At 41.0% G+C, this 17,965-nt stretch carries 14 protein-coding genes and 1 tRNA gene; 5 read left to right on the top strand and 10 right to left on the bottom strand.

Annotated elements, in window-relative coordinates:
- The coding region (locus AAGA18_13005; GenBank protein MEM9446257.1) for a hypothetical protein at window positions 1-210 on the top strand (210 nt) is incomplete at its 5' end.
- Between the two features lie 80 nt (window positions 211-290).
- Window positions 291-367, top strand: a tRNA-Pro gene (locus tag AAGA18_13010).
- A 327-nt stretch (window positions 368-694) separates the two neighbouring features.
- Here the strand turns inward: AAGA18_13010 and AAGA18_13015 are convergent.
- The 6 genes from AAGA18_13015 to AAGA18_13040 form a co-directional block, all read right to left on the bottom strand.
- Window positions 695-1,378 (bottom strand): hypothetical protein, encoded by a 684-nt coding sequence (locus tag AAGA18_13015; protein ID MEM9446258.1) that lies wholly within the window; start codon window positions 1,376-1,378, stop codon window positions 695-697.
- A gap of 66 nt (window positions 1,379-1,444) precedes the next feature.
- Entirely contained in the window at window positions 1,445-4,267 is a 2,823-nt protein-coding gene (locus AAGA18_13020) for a hypothetical protein (protein ID MEM9446259.1), read from the bottom strand.
- 109 nt (window positions 4,268-4,376) lie between these two features.
- On the bottom strand, window positions 4,377-5,135 hold the full coding sequence (locus AAGA18_13025; protein ID MEM9446260.1) for a prepilin-type N-terminal cleavage/methylation domain-containing protein: 759 nt from the start codon (window positions 5,133-5,135) through the stop codon (window positions 4,377-4,379).
- Entirely contained in the window at window positions 5,125-5,697 is a 573-nt protein-coding gene (locus AAGA18_13030) for a hypothetical protein (protein ID MEM9446261.1), read from the bottom strand. The genes AAGA18_13025 and AAGA18_13030 overlap by 11 nt, the downstream gene beginning before the upstream one ends.
- Window position 5,698: 1 nt before the next feature.
- Window positions 5,699-6,367, bottom strand: a complete 669-nt coding sequence (locus AAGA18_13035; GenBank protein ID MEM9446262.1) for a type II secretion system protein — start codon at window positions 6,365-6,367, stop codon at window positions 5,699-5,701.
- A gap of 687 nt (window positions 6,368-7,054) precedes the next feature.
- Window positions 7,055-9,019, bottom strand: a complete 1,965-nt coding sequence (locus AAGA18_13040; GenBank protein MEM9446263.1) for an O-antigen ligase family protein — start codon at window positions 9,017-9,019, stop codon at window positions 7,055-7,057.
- Window positions 9,020-9,230: 211 nt separating this feature from the next.
- Here AAGA18_13040 and rfbB point away from each other — a divergent pair, with 211 nt between their 5' ends.
- Together rfbB and rfbA are read left to right on the top strand one after the other, a co-directional pair.
- A complete protein-coding gene (gene rfbB / locus AAGA18_13045) occupies window positions 9,231-10,313 on the top strand; it encodes a dTDP-glucose 4,6-dehydratase (GenBank protein MEM9446264.1) in 1,083 nt (360 codons plus the stop codon).
- Entirely contained in the window at window positions 10,310-11,185 is an 876-nt protein-coding gene (rfbA, locus tag AAGA18_13050; protein ID MEM9446265.1) for a glucose-1-phosphate thymidylyltransferase RfbA, read from the top strand. Before rfbB ends, rfbA begins: the two co-directional genes overlap by 4 nt.
- 40 nt (window positions 11,186-11,225) lie before the next feature.
- On the opposite strand, the gene AAGA18_13055 is transcribed toward rfbA, so the two are convergent.
- On the bottom strand, window positions 11,226-12,092 hold the full coding sequence (locus tag AAGA18_13055) for a sugar nucleotide-binding protein (GenBank protein ID MEM9446266.1): 867 nt from the start codon (window positions 12,090-12,092) through the stop codon (window positions 11,226-11,228).
- Window positions 12,093-12,575: 483 nt separating this feature from the next.
- Window positions 12,576-13,025, bottom strand: a complete 450-nt coding sequence (locus tag AAGA18_13060) for a hypothetical protein (protein ID MEM9446267.1) — start codon at window positions 13,023-13,025, stop codon at window positions 12,576-12,578.
- Window positions 13,026-13,637: 612 nt separating this feature from the next.
- Between AAGA18_13060 and AAGA18_13065 the strand changes: the two genes are divergently transcribed.
- On the top strand, window positions 13,638-14,627 hold the full coding sequence (locus AAGA18_13065; protein MEM9446268.1) for a hypothetical protein: 990 nt from the start codon (window positions 13,638-13,640) through the stop codon (window positions 14,625-14,627).
- An 86-nt stretch (window positions 14,628-14,713) separates the two neighbouring features.
- Here the strand turns inward: AAGA18_13065 and AAGA18_13070 are convergent, their stop codons facing one another.
- Both AAGA18_13070 and AAGA18_13075 read right to left on the bottom strand, forming a co-directional pair.
- Window positions 14,714-16,414 (bottom strand): DEAD/DEAH box helicase, encoded by a 1,701-nt coding sequence (locus AAGA18_13070; GenBank protein MEM9446269.1) that lies wholly within the window; start codon window positions 16,412-16,414, stop codon window positions 14,714-14,716.
- A gap of 280 nt (window positions 16,415-16,694) precedes the next feature.
- On the bottom strand, window positions 16,695-17,936 hold the full coding sequence (locus AAGA18_13075; protein ID MEM9446270.1) for a glycosyltransferase N-terminal domain-containing protein: 1,242 nt from the start codon (window positions 17,934-17,936) through the stop codon (window positions 16,695-16,697).
- Window positions 17,937-17,965: the final 29 nt, after the last annotated feature.

The raw sequence follows: 17,965 nt of genomic DNA on the forward strand, positions 1-17,965 counted from the left end.
GGAACACTCAACCATACGCTGCTAACTGTAGAAAGCATCCGCCAAGCCCAATTAGATATCATAGGAATTATCATGAACTTTCATAATTGCCCCAAAGACTTAGCGACTCAAACGAACCCCGCCATCCTTGAACAGATCACCCAACTACCAATCCTTAGAATTGAATCTCATCAAAGACTAGTGGAGCTTCCTAAATGGCTCCTTCTATAAAAAAGGATCTAACATATTTTAAAAATAAAGGTTGGCTTTAGTGTAAAAACGATTAGCATTCTACCCCCAATGCAATAACTCGGGGCGTAGCTCAGCTTGGTAGAGCGCCAGCTTTGGGAGCTGGATGTCGTAGGTTCGAATCCTGTCGCCCCGACCAATCTAATAAAACTCACGACTCTCCACCAAAGGTTTAGAACCATGCAGTTGTCAATCATATCTAAAAGAAAATGGAAATGATTAAGCCAAACAAGAGCATTTTTTCATATCCCGGCTCAACCCACATATCCAGGAGATTGAAGCACTCCTAGGTTTTCAACACGTATCTAAGCACCAAGGGACTGCACAGATCTCTTAAAACTTTGAACCTTGAAACCAGAGAATCACAGGTTAGATGAGGCATTTCCTATTGATGATAAAATGCACCAGTTGAGCTAGCGTACGCTTATATGAACTCGGATAAATGAGGTGAATATTTTCTTACTTCCTACTCAGCCTCTTCTGGTGGCTTTACACAATCTGGGAAAACCTCAAGACGTAACCTTCGCTTTCCACGCTGTGACACAAAAACACTTAGCTGATTGGATTGGCCAAAGACGAGTGGGCCCCTTAGAATAGACTCACGGTCGTGTTTATCCTGGCATATAATACTAGCACCTTTATTGAGTAGAGTAGGGTCCAAAATAATTATTTCTTCTCCTACCATTGCCTGACCATCTAGGCTCCAATTTTGTTTTGCTACCTCACACTTCACGGGAAAATCATAACCTCCCAAGTATAAACGGATTCTATAATCAACCCCACTCTGATGATTCGTATCTGCATTTTCTTTTGGTTCAATATGATCCTGGAGTAACTTTGTTTGAATTACTCCTTCATCAGCAAAAATAACTAGAGTATAAAATTCATCCTTATTTTCTCTCTCACTCTTAACGGAATGTCTAGAAAGCTGTTGGCCAGCTAAAGTGATACCTAGCTGTCCCCCTTGTTTATCTGCTGGAATATAATGCATCACCATCCCAGAGGTTAAGCCAAGCAGTAGCGGCTCTCGATTTAAATGAATATCAATTGCTTCACGACTCAATGGTAATAAATTGGCAATGCGAAGATAAACCCCATTTTCTTGATGCTCATCCATAGTTTTAACCTCTTGTGCGAGTAAGAGATTCACGAAACAAACTATCGATAAAAATAGAATAAATATTAGCTCAGCAACATTTTTTCTATACGACATCTTTTAATAGAATTCCGATTTTAAGACCTCATAGCTAATAGATTTCGGTCGATTGTTTTCTAGTAGGTTGGGCATTTTTCGAACTTTAAGTGGCTCTTGCACTTGATAGTTTCGCTTTAATTTTACCACTTGCCTTACTAGAGTAGTGGAATCCCTTTGAAAGCGTCCTTTATGCATTTTGCCATTTTCAGCAGTTACATAGATGCTGTAAACCGTTCCTTTTAATGTTAGCAATCCAATAATATGCCTAAAGATTTCCTCTCTTGCTCGATCTAATAAATCATTATTCTTTTTATTAGGTTCTAAGTCGTGAACATCAAGCAATTGACGTCCTTTGTTAAAAATAGGCAGATCCCCTAGCTCTCCAAGAGACAAAAAAGGCTTTTGTTCATTCTTTCTGATATATGCTTCAATCGCATCGACAAATGCTTCTACATTAAGTTTGACCCCCCTTGGCAATCCTAAGTCGCAAGGCGCAGCATAGTTATGCTCATCCGCATACGCTTCAGTTCTTTTCTGAGTCCTCAGGCCCTGCATGATTGCACGCAAAGGCACATGATGGGAATCTCTCAATATCGAGTTCAACAAAATTTTTCCTCGTGATTCACCAACAGTAAACAACTCCGCCAAACGAAATGCTCTATTCTCATCGCTAACATGATCAAGGCGCGCGACTCCAGTAAGCTCCCCCTGCGTTGAGCCTATAGATAGGGTTCTAAAACCACCCCTATTGATTGTTTTGCCGGCTGTGGAAGAATAGTAACCTTCGCTAGCTACTGCTGGGTCATAGATAAAACCCAATTCACCAATTGTCTTCATAGGGCCATCTCGAATAACGGAGACAGCTTCCTCTGCAGAATTCATAGGTGAAAAACGCACAGGCTCTGGGACAAAATAACCTGGGGTATCAATCGAATAATTATCACTAACCACTTTGAAACTAGGCCCTCCCAGAAGTGTATAATTCTTATTGTTGACTGTATTTCTTCTCCAAGCAATTGAGCTATTACCTGAAAATTCGCTGTAAGATGGAAAAATCTCTGTTAATGAACGTGGATCCGCACTGTCCAGAGGATAGCAACGATGACTATTGTTACCAACATCAGGCGGCACATTCCCAAAAGCTTGGCTAGCAGAGACATCTTTATCATGAGCATCATTATAAGCAAACTTGAAAAGATAATTAAAAGCCCCTTGTTGGGCCACTCTAGGCTGTATATCTAGATAGCCGTGCTCGTTTGCAACCACGATCTCAGTGTTAATATTTATGGCGGAATCGCCAGCATCTGTTGCCATTCTGATGTGCTTCTCTTCATAGTCATAAGGTCCTTCAATTTGGGGTAGTTGTATAACAGGAGCATCTCTTACAATAGGCCAGCCCTCATCTTTTAAAAACTGGCCTTTTAGAGGAACACTCGTTAAAAGCGAATACTGTCCTGCAGGTATAACACCTAGACTGCTTAGAGAAATTTGTAGTGGAGCATTTCCCGGTGTTCCAGGCACTTGACCCATTATCTGCAAATTACTTGCAGAGCCTAACTCCCTATAAAAGGGATTTCTTTCCGCTATTAGAATCTTCAAATCATCGAAGCCTCCCAAATTGATTTCCTTCGTGTGCAAATTCCATACTTCAAAGGTATGATCTACACGAAGCATGCCCTGTGATGGATAATAAGCTCCAACATACTCTCCAATGGCAGGAACAACCTCTTTGCCAAATACGGCAGGAGGGTTGCCTGGTACACCTTCTCCAACTTCTTCAGGATCTGGTGCTGGCTCCCAGAACTTAAGATCGTGATCAATGACCGTGGGTTGATGGTCTTCATCTATATAATCATAGATATTCGCCGCTATCTTGATACAGTATCGCCTTTGATCTTCCTCGCTCACCCTTGATTGATAATAGCGTTCTCCAAATTTTGGTAATACAGCTATGATGTAATCTCCCAAGGCAATCACATTATCAACTATCTCTTGGCGTCCCAAGCCAGATTTATAGTCTTGTGCAGTTTCGACATAATCATTGAGATTAATTTTTCTTAGCCCGAGACTGCCTCTTTCATCAGCTTCTGAATAAAATGTAATATGAGATCGAATCTCTTCCGAAATGAGTCTATCTTGAAAAACCTCAGGTAACAGCTGTTTCAATGTCTCTGTTCCTACTAATGCATCCGGCAACCATTCCCTAGCTTCGACTAAAGCTTTAGTAACCATCTGCCCATTTTTACCAAATAAACTTTCTAAAGATATTTCTTTAGGACTTGCTCCAACAGTGCGACTATGTTTCCCATCCTCTTCTGTATTTCCTATGCTACTAAGATCCAGTTTTGCAGACTCATCATCTATCCAATACCCGTATCTACCAACAATTTCACCCTCATGATCCTCAATATATATCCATTGTACAGGCACAGTTCTTCTGCTGCCATCATCATTCTGCAAACCCAGCAATCCATAGGGTGACCCCGGAGCCCTCCTGTTGATGTCAAAACTCTTAGGCTCTTTCGTAGAGGCTATATCTGGATCACCCGTCAAAAAGGAGCTCAAAAAAAATTCTCTCTCAATCATCAGTCCACTATCATCTAACTTGATACTTTTAAGATATGGCGCGGTAAGTAGCCCATCCTTGAACTCTACTTTCTCTTCCGTGTATGTATTTACAGAGGTTTCTAAGTCAGTTGCTTGAAGCAAAGCAATCGCATCTGCCAAACCAGCCTTTGCTACTAAATCGCTTTGAACTTTTGCTAACATGGCTCGGGATAGTAACCTCTCTATTTCGACAGAACTTAAAAAAGCAAGTACCATAGCTGATACCAAAAAAACCATGATTAAGGTGATGACGAGTGCAAAACCTCTTCTATTACTAGTAGCGCATGATAGATAATAAAACCTTTGCAAAGAGTTTACGAACAATCTGCTATAGAAATGCATAGCCCTAGTATCCTACCCTCAGCATGAATTTCTCGCCTAAAGATTCCCTCCCAAACTCTCTCGGTCGATGCCAATCCTCTTGACTGGAAAATTTTCCAACATCCCTGGCACCGTAAGCCGTTAATGAAATCTCAAAGAAGCTAGGTTTTTCAAAAAAAGCACCTTGATCCATTTCAGTTAAATCCTGACGGTAAGCTTTGATAAAAAAATCAATAATATTTACGGCCAATACATCATCATATCCTCTTCGATCGGAAGCAGGACAGAATAAATTTGACTTATTAATTAAAAAATGAAAAATGCCGTAACTAATACCGCTCCCCTGGTTACTCCAAGTTTTATCACTGCTTTTGAAGTAGCGATGTAAGCTGTAAGACTTATTTGGCTGACTATAAGACAAATAATAACCGATAGAGCAGAGATCACTTTTATTGCCTCGATGATCTTGTCCGTTTGCCGGATGGGTGCTAAGAAAAAATATCATATCTCCAGCATTCTTTGGAGGTAAGTCAGCGTCCAGTTTTACAGCTCCAACATTATTTAGATAAAAGGGTAAAGACTGATTGACATACAGGCCCCTTAAATCTTTTGTCATAAATGACAGTGCCGCTTGTCCCTCAAGAAAAGCATCTGATTGTTTTTGATTATGCCTCCAGATCTTGGTGATGTGTGTAAAGAAGCTTAGAAGTGTTAAAGTAAGAAAAGCGAGTAGTGCGATAACTACCATCAACTCAACAAGAGTAATACCTCTCTTACTTTTCATGAACCTGATTCGACAATGTCACAAATCTATATTCAGTTCGATTCTCATAGGGAGCAGAAGCAGGCGCTTGAATCATAACTGTGATATGGCACAGCCCTACTTTTCCAATCTCACGAGATCTAGTTTGAATCTTTGCTAGATAACGAGCCTTTGGATAGCCCTGAAAATACTCTTTTTGATCAACCGTACCTATTGGATTTCCCATATGGTCGTAGCCAATAACCAAAGAATCTGTTTCTGAATTTCCAGACAACGTCAAAGCGACGTATGATGATTTCTGATCTGCATCACCAGAAGTATAAATATGAGCCTCCTGCGAAGTAGCTCTCTCGATATCAGCAAATACCATTTGAGCAATTAGAGCTGTGCGGATCTCATCTTGATAATGAGCAGCCGACCCTAGCGCAATTGGCAATAAAGATAGAATAGAAACAAGCACAAAAGTTAAAACTCCAATTGCCGTCACAACCTCGATGAGAGTAAATGCTGCACGCCTTGTATAAAGAAGACCCCTTGAATAAGTCCTTAAGAGTACTTGATTTCTTAGTTTAAGAAATTTCATTCTACAAGTTCGTGGCCAGCACCTCTAGAGCTTCCTCCTCAGTTGCCCTTTCTACATGAGCCCTACCTGTGAAGCGATTTAAGACTAACGTCGTGAAAACCTTTCCTTTTACATGAGTTTTACTAAATTCGGCCGGAAAATCCTTATCTTCTAGAAGCAATAACCTAAGATGGCTGGTTTCAATAGGGTTTTCAATAATACCTGCACTATTGAAGACTACAGCGTATAAAACTCCCTCACCATATGGAATCGAACTATCAGGATGAATAGCGTACGAGCCTAATAATGATTTCTTATCCTCCTTAAAATAGATGCCCCTGGGCAATAACTGCCATTTAGATAAGGCTATAAATGTGTTATTGGTTTCATCTTCAGGTAAAGCATCACGAAATGTGATGAAACCTCGCTGCCTAAACGCTTCCTTGCCAAAATGATTTCCTGCAAAGCCGACATAGGTCCTCGTCTGTAAGCGAAGAGCATCCACGCGCGCCCTCTCAAACGTTTGTAACAAAGTGCTTACTGCACTTTCCCTGCTCATGTGATCAGGAAAACTTCTCAACAACGGAAACAACACAGAAGTCAAAACCAACACAATGCCTGCAACTACCACTAGCTCGAGAATTGTAAAACCTGATTTTACCTTTGCTTGCATCACAAGCATGTATATCACTATAACCTTTTACAACAACCTAAAATTTAAACAAATAGTGTCAAAATCTTACCTTATGTAAAAAATTTTGACACTTATTTCCAATACTTAACCCAGGTTAGGTAATAAAAGTCGAACGAGATGCACTAAAGCTTGAGTCACAAGAAAAAGGGAATCGCTGAAAATTACCCATGCCACAGAATTATATCAGTTAGAAAACAACACCCCAAAAATTCGCAAGATCATTATAAACTCTATTCATAACAAAATTAAGCTTACAGTTGATATAATGAAAAGTTTTATAAAAATTTTTAAATAAAATTTCCCCTTAGGTAGGTCTATTCGCCCAAAAATAAAAAAACAAAACTAACAGGGATACACACACTTCATAGATCCAATAGGGATAAGAGTCTTTCAAGTAGATAAATTATAGGAATTGAAATAAGCAGCAAACCTATAAATGAGGTCCGTAAATTGCAGATTTTTTTCATAGCGGGTCATAGGTCACGCAACCAAAAGATCATCTATTGATGTCAATTCAAAAATGCTCAAGGTTACACAGATCAATTCAGAATGCAGAAGGAAGGACTTTTTATTTTTTTGAGCATTTTCTTATTACATCCGAGTTATACCTGAACTATTGATCTCTAGCAAAACTATTTGCCCTAGTTGAAGTCTGTCTCAAATACCTCTGCAATTCAGCTCCCCTTAGCGCTCTGCTTTGGAAATCCTATTTAGTTCCCCAAGCATCTTTTTGATAAGATCAATTTCAGTCCTCTCAGCTTCATCTAGATGGATTTGGGGGGGAGGAAATCCTAATGACTTTTTAAGGATAGTTTTTGCTTTTTTCAAGTTACCTGATTTCACAAGGTGAAGGGCATAGAGCCGGTAAAAATAGCGATTTGTTTTTCTCAATTTAAGAGCAGTCTGGTAAAGAGGCTCTGCCTTATCATATTTTCCCAATACAGTATAAATCCTGGCTTTCTTAACAATGAACCGATCATCCAATGTATTTGCTTTATGCGCGTAATTATAAAATTTTAAAGCTTTGTCACCTAATTCATCGCGCTCCTTTTCCAAGGCGGGAACAAAAATGCTACGTACTTCTATGGGTTGTTTTTGGGTAAGCCTTATCTTTTTATTTGTCTGCGACGCTTTGAACCTAAAATAGTCTCCAACCCCTTCTAAGCGCTTATAAGCATATGGATCTGCATTGAGTATGGAATCTCCTAAAGCTTCAACATCTTCTGGAGGCATGAGTAACAAGGTTTCTTCGGCTTTTGGATAACCTTGCAATCCTTGAAATCTGGATGAGACCATCTTAATGATCATGGCGCTCGAAACCACCGAGACCAATAAGATCAAGCTGCTCATCCCATAACCCAACTTTGTGAAGTCACTTGTTTTTTCTTTACCTTTAACCAAGCAAAACCCTAGCAGACAAAAAAACGAAATAGCATTCACAGGGATGTGTAAGTTGAAATCCACAAGCTCATGTACTCCCATTAGAAAGAGTAAGGCTATACCTAGCTTGGCATAAAGTTGGCCTTCGCTACTTCGACGACTCTTGATCGTCTTCAACAAAGTCCATAGAACTACAGAGACAAAAGCGCTTATTAATATTAAACCGACCATACCATAATCAGAAAGGGTATTGATGTAATCGTTATGAGTATATTTAGCCCGACTTTGGTATTTTGGCCCTCTGATACGTTGATGTTGAAAGTCGAACTCGGCTGCACCCGTGCCTAAGTAAGGCTCCGTTTTCCAGATCTTTAAGCCATCTTCGATGAGTGTTACACGTATGTCCTTAAAATGTGCTCGAGAAATCCTTTTCATAAAGAGCTCATTTGAAGTCACAAAGAAAAAGACAACGATGCCAAGACTCGCCAGAACTGTGATTTTCGCCCATGCTGGGATACGAACACGATTAAAGAGTAGTGCAGCGAGAACTATTGTTCCGAAAAACCAAGCCAAGTAACTTCCGCGAGAACCGGAAAAAACGATACCGACTGTGGCCATAACCGCAAAGTAGAGAAAAAGAATGCGTATAAGCCAAGGTATACGCTTATTGAGCCCTATGATTAACGCGCCTAAGTAGGCCATGGCACAAAAATTTCCAAAATGGTTGGGGCATCCAAAAAAACCTGACATTCTCTCCTGATATTGTTCAGGCCTTAAATGATCCCAAATGAGATAGGAATGGTGGCCCAAGTGCATAAAACCAAAAGCTACATTTGCTAAAGAAACAAGGATGATGATCACTAAAACAGGCAGAAAATAGTTGCGATCTTTAAGAGCATAACGAGCATTAAAAAAAAAGGCAGCATAGTTTAAAATCCAGATGAATTCCGTACGAGCTGCGTACTTTGCTTCTGAATAGAATAAGCATGACCATGATGCATATGCAACAAAGAGAAGGACTCCCAAGTCTATGCCATCGCCAAGAGGCCTTTTGAGTTTTAGGCGACAAGTGATAACCAGTATAATATTTAACCAGAGCAGAATACCTAACCCCATCAACGGCAGCAAAAATGGCTCATTATGCATGCCGCCAAAATAACCGCCCAACGTTATGATGACTGCGCTACTTGAAACCACAAAAACCCAAGTATGCATCTGAAACAAAAACGACATCCGGTGATACCATGCCAGCAACTCTTCACGACTCAAGCCTTTAGGCTATTAAAGTAGTTAGAGATGTGATTACCGTTTTAAAGTGAGAGAATCATGCTTAGAAGATTACTCCCAAATATAAGATTAGACCGATCACATCAATCTAATCATACTACTCGTATTCGAAACATTTTTCAGAGCTCAGGGTCAGAATAATAAAACTTCAAATCTTATTTGAGAAAAAATTCGTTTTTAGAGAAATTTGTGAATGAGAATTTTTGTAACAGGTGGAGCAGGTTTTATAGGCTCTAACTTCATCTTACAAGTGTTGAGCAAAAAATCCGTTCTCGATGTAAAAAAACTGATTAATTTCGATAAGCTCAGTTATGCTGGCAACTTAGATAACCTCAGCTCGATCAAGCATGATACACGCTACTGCTTTGTTGAGGGAGATATCTGTGATCAAGAATTGGTGAGTTCCCTCTTTGAGGATTATGACATTACCCACGTTGTTAATTTTGCTGCGGAATCCCATGTTGATCGATCAATCGAAGGCCCGGAAGCATTTATTCGAACAAATGTCATTGGCACCCTCAGGCTCCTACAAGCTTTTAAAGAACTTTGTGCTAAAGAGAAGGCAGATAATACTCAAAGGAAGTTTTTACATGTCTCGACCGATGAAGTGTACGGGACCTTATGCGCAAATGATCCTGCATTTTCCGAAACCAACCCCTATTTGCCCAATAGTCCCTATGCAGCTTCTAAAGCAGCTAGCGATCATTTGGTACGTTCCTATTTTCACACGTTCGGTCTACCGGTTGTCACAACAAACTGCTCAAATAATTATGGCCCCTACCAATTTCCCGAGAAACTCATACCCCTGATGATCCTGAATGCCTTGGAAGGAAAAGATCTCCCCATTTATGGCGATGGAAAGAATGTCCGAGATTGGCTTCACGTTGAAGACCATTGCCAAGCCATTGCTACTGTTTTACTAGATGGGAAAGAAGGAGAAACCTATAACATAGGAGGAAACTCTGAAATGACTAACCTAGAGGTTGTCGATACCATATGCACCAGTCTAGATAAACTAAAACCCAAGGATTCGGGATCCTATCTAGATCAAAAAACCTTTGTCAAAGACCGTCCAGGGCATGATCGCCGCTATGCCATCAATGCTACCAAAATCGAAAAAGATCTTGGCTGGATACCACGATGGAATTTTGCCAATGGGATCAAGAATACGATTGAATGGTACCTTGCCCACCAAGATTGGTGTCAAAAGATTTCTAATCAAACTTATAATCGCAAACGCCTAGGTCTGGTTGAGCAGAAAGTTGATAACGCATGAAAAAGCGCAAAGGAATCGTTCTCGCAGGCGGAGCAGGAAGCCGCCTACACCCTCTCACTTTGGCTATGAGTAAACAAATGATGCCTGTTTATGATAAGCCTATGATTTACTATCCTATTTCCGTTCTCATGCTTGCAGGCATTCGAGAAATCTTGATCATCTCAACTCCTCAAGATCTTCCTCTCTTCAAGCGTCTACTGGGGACGGGAGAATATCTCGGAGTCTCATTTTTCTACGAAGAGCAGCCGAAGCCAGAAGGTTTAGCTCAGGCTTTTCTGATTGGAGAAAAATTTCTTGATGACTCTCCAGCTGCACTCATTCTCGGCGACAACCTTTTCTATGGTCAGGATTTCCAACATCTGGTTAAGGAAGCCAATGAAGCCATTGAAACCTCAACTATTTTTGCTTATCATGTTTCAAACCCTAAAGCCTATGGGGTGATCGAATTCGATTACGACGGAAAGGCCATCTCTATTGAAGAAAAACCTCGAGCTCCAAAATCTAATTATGCTGTCCCAGGTATCTATTTTTATGATGATCAAGTCGTTCAACATGCCAAGAGCCTGAAGCCATCAGCTCGTGGCGAATTAGAGATAACAGATCTAAATCTAATTTATCTGCAAAGAAAAGAGCTTATGGTAAAAGTCATTGGACGGGGAACGGCCTGGCTAGATACTGGAACGCACAAATCACTCCTGGAAGCCTCGCACTTTGTCCAGACCATTCAAAGCAGACAAGGTTTACAAGTAGCATGTCTCGAGGAAATAGCCTTTAACAAAGGATGGGTGGACGAAAAACAGATCTCCAAGTCTATTCACTCCATGGGTAAAAGCTCCTATGCTACTTACCTTGAGAGTCTTTTGCAGGAATAGCTCTAAAATAAGGGCCTTTCTTGGCTAGGTTTGCTCCAGATTATGCATGCCATCTTTTTAAACACGTTTTAATAGCCTCCCTAACTTCAGTGAGTTCCGCACCTGCTTTGATAATTTTAGAAGAATCGAGCACACAGTTGGAACGGGGCGCTTTGGCAACAAGATTCATGAATTCTTCCTCACTTTCGAAGAATTTAAATTCTTTGTCTGTGCAAAAACCAAATTCCTTCATCAATTCAACAACTTCGCGAGTTGTGATAAAGCCTGGATTGGTCACATTATAAGTGCCGAATTCAAAATCCTCTTTCCAACACTTCACGCAGGCTCGTACATACTCCTCCAATTGGGAAACGGAATTCTCAACATCTAAAAGCGTTTTATAACTCATCACCTTTGTTAAGTAATTTCGCGGGCTATTGATTTCATTAAAAGGAATACGAAGCCTCCATATATAGCAGTTGCTCAAATCTTTAAGTAATTCCTCCCCTAATGCCTTTGTTCCGCTATAAAAGCTACAATTATTTTGCCTGAATGTAAAATTGGGAGCATCCTCTTCAGAGAAGCCTTTGCCTTGATTATTACCTGTAAAAATACAGCCGGAGGAGACATGCCCCCAAGGAATTTGATAGTCCCGACAAACCTCGCCTATAACACCCGGAAGAACCGAATTCGCTCTCAGACACTCCGTCTTATCGAGCTCTGCTTGATCTACATTAGGCTTACCTGTATAGCCAGCCGCATTGATAATAAAGTTTGGTTTTAGTTCTTCAATCGCTTTGATTAAAACCGCCCGCTGCGAATAGTCAGCAGCCGATCGGCTCAAAGACTTATAATCAATCCCCAGAGATTGTAAAACAGCCTGAAACATCTGCCCCACATAACCACTACCACCTAGAATAAGAATCACCGCTTTTCTCCCTAATAAATACAGATTTGATTTGCCAAACTATTGCTTCGTGCAAATACCATTTACAGCGATACGCTAGACACTCTTTATCGCCTAGTAAATCTATAACTTACGTCAACTTTTACGAATACATAGAATATATCTTTCTGCGTAAAGAACACTTTGTTTAACCCGGATGATATAATAGAAATTGAATTGTAATGCGTAAAAGCTTAGGCCACAAGCAAGAGAGAGTTGACGAAGATATATCAATCACATCGTCTGAGCCTGGCTCTTACAAGCAAGCGAAGGCGAAGCTATTAAGTGCGCGTAGCATCAATCCGTATAAAGTGGGGACATGCGTCTCCATAAGAGATACTTCAAGAAGACTTTATCTTTCTTTCAACTAAGACTTTGGGCAGATTTTTAACTCTCGATCACATCATTTGGGTTTAAATAAAAAGGCTCTCAGAAAAATAGAGTGAATCAAACTGTTATTTCATGTCAAAACAACTTTTGCTTGAGATTTTTAAAGACCGTGAGCTCTCCCCAATGAGCTCCCGACATCTTGCGAGCACCAGAAGTCCTTTTTTCATAAGTAGAGGTGTTTGAAGTATCGAGTTGATAGTCTTTGCCTAACTGAGCGACCTGCTCTTTCTTTTTGATAAACCACTCATTGACAAAGTCCTTACTACCAAACACCGCTCCATCACTCATATACCTGACCCGACATCGTAATACCTCTTGAAGCGATAACTTACCTCCTTGTCCTATCACCTTCTTCACCTGCTTGGCATCATAAGAAGCTATTGCCTTTTGTTCACCTCCCTTGGCTTTCACCTCCGCTTTGGTTACATCAGTGGCTTCTAAATAGAGTAGCTTCCTATACTCTCTCTGTGTGGCATCCCACCTGACTCGATTGTAAATGGCCTTCAAACCAGCTTGAGAGCTCACGGAAAAGGCCGCATAGTTAGTCCCTTGATAAAAAAGATTGTCCAGAGCACGTGTCGTTGCTCTGATCGAACAAGAGACCTCCGCTACTTGAGTGCTTTTTCAGAGGAAGAGCCACTTCTCCCATGAGGTGCACAATGTATCTGTCTCCACTTAAATCACTGGTGTTTAAGCCAGTGCCTTCCTTAAACTAATACTGCAAGACTTGTGCTGATGCTAGGGTTATTAACATGGTTAATGTCAGTAGAAGTAGCCACATTGTTAGGCTTAAACCCATTTATCTCTTTGCTCTAATCACTTTCACTGATTCTGGTAATTATGATTCCTTTGGTTCGTAATAGAAAAGTAAATATTTTTACAAAAACTCAGAAGATGTCGGTTATGACAAATAAGTCAATGACAAACGCACATTTGCATACCTGATTTACTTGATTTAGTAATGGCCCACAGTATGAGTAGATTTTCGTACAATATACGGATGCCAAGATTGCCCATAAGACACCTGAAATGAACTTCTGAAGATTTTGAGTCGATGAACAACCATTGACTCGCTTAGCTTACTTGTGCTAAACAGTTAATAGCGAAGCAATTATAAATTCTTTTACTTCGTTTGACATGAGAATTAACTCTTTACTGACTATTTTATCATGCGGTCTGACTTTATCCGAAATGCTGACAGGCACACCTCGCTTAGAGCTCGGACCATACAATAGGTTAGAAATCGCTAATTCTCAGGGAGAGATAGTCCAAACTCTAGATCCAGGAGAAGTGCGCCAAGAATTAACGGTGGATGATATCCATTTCATCTGCTCTCATGGACTGAACTTATCTGACACTCCCATTACCATTATTTATTCCTCATCGAAGCAGACCACACCTTATACACTTAATATTTACGGTTGTTTTGTGCAGCTCCATGAAAAATCTGTTTTAACTGTTTCAAAGTCAAGCACCGGCTTGACTCTGCAAGCAGGAAATGTCGGTAAAGTCACCTTAGCTAACAACACTGTCCTACCACCGGGCAAGTCGATCACCTATTCAGGACAAGGCAGCTTTGTTCAGGAGGCTTCCCCGTTATTTCCATCCTTCTCTGGAGAGATCAATCCATCTCCTCAGTCTAAAAAAACTAATAAGGTGAGCAAAAAAAAGGTTGCCCAAACGAAGCCCCAAAAAGTTGTCACCAAGGCTCAGCAACGCCCCACTGCGGTAAACAAGGATAAAAGCCAACCCGCCCCTATTAGATCGGTTCCTCATGGCGTGGCAAACTTTTCTCCAAAGATAGCCAGGGTAGATGGTCAAGCATGGATCAGTTCCTCAAATCGACCCAATCAAGAAACTCCCATTACAGAGTCTTCTAGTATTAGTGGAAATGTAATCCGAACAGGACCAAATTCGACTGTGTATTTGATCCCCTTTCCCCAATGTCTTCTCCTTATCGATCAAGATACAACTATACTCATACGAGAGCTCATCTACGATCCGGAAGAATTAGAAATCACTTCCATCGCGCATATTGATGTCTTGAAAGGTAATGTTTATAGTTCCTTGCAGGGGTTGGACCCAAACAAAGTTGATCTGAGAATCATCCAGAATACTGTAAATTAAGGCGGTTTCGAATGAGTGATCAACTCTCTGTCTTCCTCGGACTTGATCCGCGGATCCAGTATTCGCAACCTAATGCCTCCTGGATGCTAAGTTTTTGATTTCCTATTCTTAGGCTTATTTCTTTTTCGCTTGGTCTTCCTTTTAGCTTTTTCAGGCTCTAACTTGTTTGGGAAGTTCTGACGTTTTTTCTTCTTTTCCTTCGCAGACCTATTTTCTAGATCACCCTCAGGCGTATTGGAAATCTTCTTTCGTTTCTTTTTAGAAAATTTTGCCGTTTGTTGTAGATCTTTCTCAGATTTTTTATGATCACTCACGCGCTTATTTTTTACTTTAGGTGCAGGAAGGCTTGCACGATCTTGGTGATCATTTTTTGCTCGCTTGGTGCTTTTATCTCTTGTATCTAGAGCTCTAGTTCTATCTTTTGATGGTCTGGCACGTTTAGGTGTTTGGGAATCACGCGCTGGTTTAGGCTGCTTACGCCTTCTGCCCTCTTTGCTTGTGTGTTGACCGCCCTTGGTTTTGCTCTTCTTCATACGAAGGTAGCGCTCTTCCGCACCAAAAGGTTTGTGAATATAATTGTTGAAGCGGTTCTGTAATTCCTGACTATGATGCGGATGCTTTGTTTCAACCGGTATAGACCGACGTATCAATTTTTCGATTTCTAAAAGAGAACTAAGATCTTTTCTGGCACAGAAAGAAACCGACTTTCCTTCTGCTCCCGCCCGTGCAGTTCGACCGATACGGTGCACATAAGACTCAGCTTCATCAGGAAGCTCATAGTTTACAACGAGTGTAAGATTTTTAATATCGATACCACGAGCAGCAACATCTGTCGCAACCATCACGCTAGATTTACCAGAGCTAAAACGCTCTAGAGCTTTTTGCCTTGCTGATTGTGTTTTATCTCCATGAATGGCCTCTGCCCTGATTCCTTGATGGTTCAATGTAGAGGCAAGTTGATTGGCACCACTTTTCGTTCGACTAAAGATCAAGGTCAATCGCCGGCCTGCTTGGCTATCTTGCTCTTGTAGAAGGTCTAGGAGAAGTTGTAATTTATTTTCCTGATCTAGGAAACAAACGTATTGATCAATTTTTTCCGCGGTCGTTTTGTTGGGGCTGATGGCTATATGAACAGGATCCTTCAAGATCTGCTCCGCCAAATTCTTTAACGATACGGACATGGTAGCCGAAAAAAACAGCGTCTGGCGCGTGGAAGGAAGCTGGCTCACAATGGCTTTAATATCATGTATAAAGCCCATATCCAGCATTCGATCCGCTTCATCAAGCACTAGAATTTCCAGTTCGCTGAGGTCCATATGACCACTGTTATGAAGGTCCATCAAACGGCCTGGTGTAGCCACTAAAACATCCACTCCTTTTTCTAAAGCTCTGATTTGCGGTGCATGGCGGACCCCTCCATAGACAACGGCTCGGCGACATTGCAAGTGTTTTCCATAGCGACTAAAACTCTTTTCAATCTGCACAGCTAGTTCGCGGGTGGGTGTTAAAACAAGGGAACGAACCTGGTGTGGTTTGATGCCCTGATAAGTTTCACTCAAAATATGCAAGATAGGTAACGCAAATGCCGCAGTCTTACCCGTCCCTGTTTGAGCACTGCCTATGAGATCTTTACCCTCAAGAATGACGGGGATGCCTTTTGCCTGTATGGGAGAAGGCTCCTTGTAATCATTTTTTTGCAAGGCCTTTTGAATAGGTTGGCATAGCTTCAGATCAAGAAAGCTTAAAGCTATCTCGGGAGACATGTCTTCTTTGGAGTGTTTACTCATATTTCATTTCTATTTTGATGGAAAAAATGACGTGGGTGAATCCGCATGATGGATGACCCGATTATCGATGTGTGCAAGATCTGGAAACTAGTGACTTTGAATGATTTAGCAAGTAATCCTTTAAGTATTTTTTAATAACGAATTGCCTTCTAGGCTAAAGTTCTCAAAACTGGATGCGATATATTGGACTAGGTCGTAGGTGCGACTTAGTGCTTGATGTATAGAGCATGATCCTTCATTTAGAGATTTCTCCCGTAATTTGAACTATTTCGAGAGAACTTTATGTTGAGTGCTCTAAGGCACCTATTACCGCTTCGGCAGTGATTTGACCGGCTCGCATCTCTTGTGCAAATAGCTTCATCGCATTTTTCCCAATGGAATGGACAAGCTGAGGTTTAGACAATAATTCATTGACCATCTTTTCAAAACCCTCCCAATTTGCCACTTGCTTTAACCCATCATTCTTAACAAATATCTCGGTGAGGTAGGGGAAGTTCTGCATGTGAGGCCCCACCACCACCGCCTTACCTAAACGTGTTGGCTCTAAAAAGTTTTGTCCCCCTTGACCATGCAAGCTCTTCCCCACAAAAACAATGCTTCCCAAATGATACAAATCACGCAATTCTCCTGTAGTGTCTACGATCAAAACCGTGTTGTTGCTATTCGGCTCCTCTAGCACATGCTGACACTCTGATCGCAAGGTGATGGCTAGTTTGTGCTCTTTACATAAAGTTATAATCTCTTGGAGACGTTCAACATGCCGAGGTGCAATAACAAGCCTCAGTTTAGGAATAGTCTCTTTCGCTTTGAGATAATATTTAATCACTCCTTCCTCTTCTCCTAAATGAGTGCTTCCTGCAAATAGCACAGGATCTTTTTCATTCCAAGCTAAGCATTCACGTATCTGAACTGCCTTCTTCATATCTACTTGGCCTAAAGAAGCGACTTCAAATTTGAGGCTACCTACAGGGAAAATAACATGCCTATGAAATCCTGCTCGGGTCATTCGTTCAATCTCACGCTCATCTTGCACACCCACCCACTCAATCTCACCTATTACATACCTCAGAAGAAACCGAAATCGCTGCATTCGGTTTGCTGATTTCTCAGAAACGCGTGCATTCACTACCCAAACAGGGATCTGTCGACCTCGAGCCTCCCAAATCAGGTTAGGCCATAATTCCTGCTCGACTAATATGATAAGCTTAGGATTCACTACCTGATAGAAGCTTTTTATACACCATAAAAAATCAAATGGCGTGTACAGGACAAAAGTTTTTTCATCGATTAGCTCCTTACCTACTGCCTTCCCCGTAGCAGTAGTCGTTGTGATAACAATCTGTAAATCAGGTTTCCTTTTTCTCAGTTCCTCGACCAACACCTTAGCCTGTAACATCTCGCCCACGCTAACTGCATGTATCCATAGAGGATCACCAAAGGATTTCAAGCGAGCTTTTAGTGATGCGCTGTAAAGAGCCCATCTTTGGACAAAGCTGTCTGCGAAATGGCCCCGTCGCCACATTTTCCAACCATAATGAGGCGTCATCAAAA

It is taken from the genome of Verrucomicrobiota bacterium (assembly GCA_039192515.1).
Taxonomy (GTDB): domain Bacteria; phylum Verrucomicrobiota; class Verrucomicrobiia; order Methylacidiphilales; family JBCCWR01; genus JBCCWR01.